Source organism: Rhodococcus sp. NPDC056516 (assembly GCF_042794655.1).
Classification (GTDB): domain Bacteria; phylum Actinomycetota; class Actinomycetes; order Mycobacteriales; family Mycobacteriaceae; genus Rhodococcus_F.
Map to the genome: position 1 here is coordinate 1 of NZ_JBHTTG010000019.1, position 1,827 is coordinate 1,827.

At 56.5% G+C, this 1,827-nt stretch carries 1 protein-coding gene; it reads left to right on the forward strand.

Annotated features, from left to right (window positions below):
- Window positions 1-1,827: amino acid adenylation domain-containing protein (locus ACFQ6Y_RS30310; RefSeq protein ID WP_378640535.1), on the forward strand; the 1,827-nt coding region annotated here is incomplete at both ends.

The following is a 1,827-nucleotide window of genomic DNA, read 5'->3' on the forward strand; positions in this document are numbered from 1 at the left end:
TCTGCGGGTTGCGGGTGTCGATGCCACTGCGGTCGCGGCGAAGTTCGATCTGTCCTTGACGATGGTGGAGCAGTTCGAGGAGTCTGGTGCTCCGGCGGGGATGGCGGCGTCGTTGACGTATGCGACGGATTTGTTCGACGAGTCGACGGTTGTCTCGTTCGCGGACAGGTTCGGGCGGATCCTGGCTGCGGTGGTCGCGGATTCGTCAATACGATCGGGCGACATCGAATTGCTCGACGCGAGAGAACATACGGTGTTGACCAATTCCCGCCAGGACGACTTGATGCCGCAGCGCAGGTTAGTGGACATCTTCACTGCGCGCAGTGAGGTGGGTAGCGAGTCTGTTGCAGTACGAACCAATGGCAAGTCGATCACCTATCGCGAGCTTGACAGGCATTCGTCGCAATTGGCTCGTGTTCTCATCGCCAATGGTGCAGGTCCCGAATCGGTTGTCGCGATTGCGCTTCCACGCTCGTACGAGATGGTTCTAGCTGTTTGGGCAGTTGCCAAGTCGGGCGCCGCATATGTGCCTGTCGATCCGAACTATCCCAGTGATCGTATCGCGCATATGATTTCGGACTCCGGCGCGTCGATGGGACTGACTACTTCGTCAAACGTTGATCGTGTGCCGGATGGTGTGATTTGGTTTGAAATCGATTCCACAGACTTCGCGGAGATCGTTGCGACATTTGCTTCATCTCCGATTGATGAGCATGAGCGGACAACGACGCTTATGCCAGACCATATCGCCTACATAATCTATACCTCGGGATCGACTGGCAGGCCTAAGGGCGTTGCTGTGACACACACGGGCCTGTTTGGCCTCTTGGAATACGCGAATGACCTATACGAGATCACAGCGAACTCACGTGTCCTGCACATTTGTGCGCCAATCTTCGACCCCTCCGTTCTTGAATGGATGGTTGCTTTCTATTCGGGGGCAACGCTAGTTGTGGTCCCCGCGTCGATTCTCGGTGGCGATGAATTGGCTGAATTGATGCGCGTGGAACGCGTTTCCAATGTCGTCATCACACCGGCAGTCCTAGGGACGATGGATCCAGCGGCGCTACCTGATCTCCGTGTTGTCTCTGTCGGCGGCGATGTTAGTTCTCCTGAGCTGCTAGCCAAGTGGGTGCAGGGGAGGATCTATTTCAATGCTTACGGGCCAACCGAGACAACGATCATTTCTACGTATGCAAGATTGGAAGCGGACAGTCAAATCACTATTGGTTCGCCGATCAATGGTGTCTCAGCATTGGTGCTCGACGAACGACTGAATCCGGTTCCGGTCGGCACGCGAGGTGAGCTATACCTAGCGGGGTCAGTTCTAGCTCGCGGATACCGAAACCGTCCGGATCTGACGGCAGACCGTTTTGTTCCCAACCCATTCTCGCCTGGCGGCTCGCGGATGTATCGCACCGGAGACATCGTCCGTTGGGTAGGGAGCATCGATCAACTGCAACTCGAGTACGTTGGCCGCAGCGATTTCCAGGTCAAGATTCGGGGATATCGGATCGAACTCGGTGAAATTAACGCGGCACTGGAAAAGCACTCTCTCGTGGCGCAAGCCGTAACTCTCGGTAAAGAGTTGCAATCAGGGGTGACAGCGTTGGTGTCCTATGTGGTGCCGGCGTCGGGTGCGGTGGTTGATGCTGCGGCACTGGTGGATTCGTTGGGTGTGGTGTTGCCGTCGTATATGGTGCCGTCGCAGATTATGGTGTTGGATGCGTTTCCGCTCAATGCTTCGGGGAAGTTGGATCGGAAGTTGTTGCCGGAGCCGGTGTTCGAGGTTGCGGTGTTCCGGGCTCCGGTGACGGCGGTGGAGGA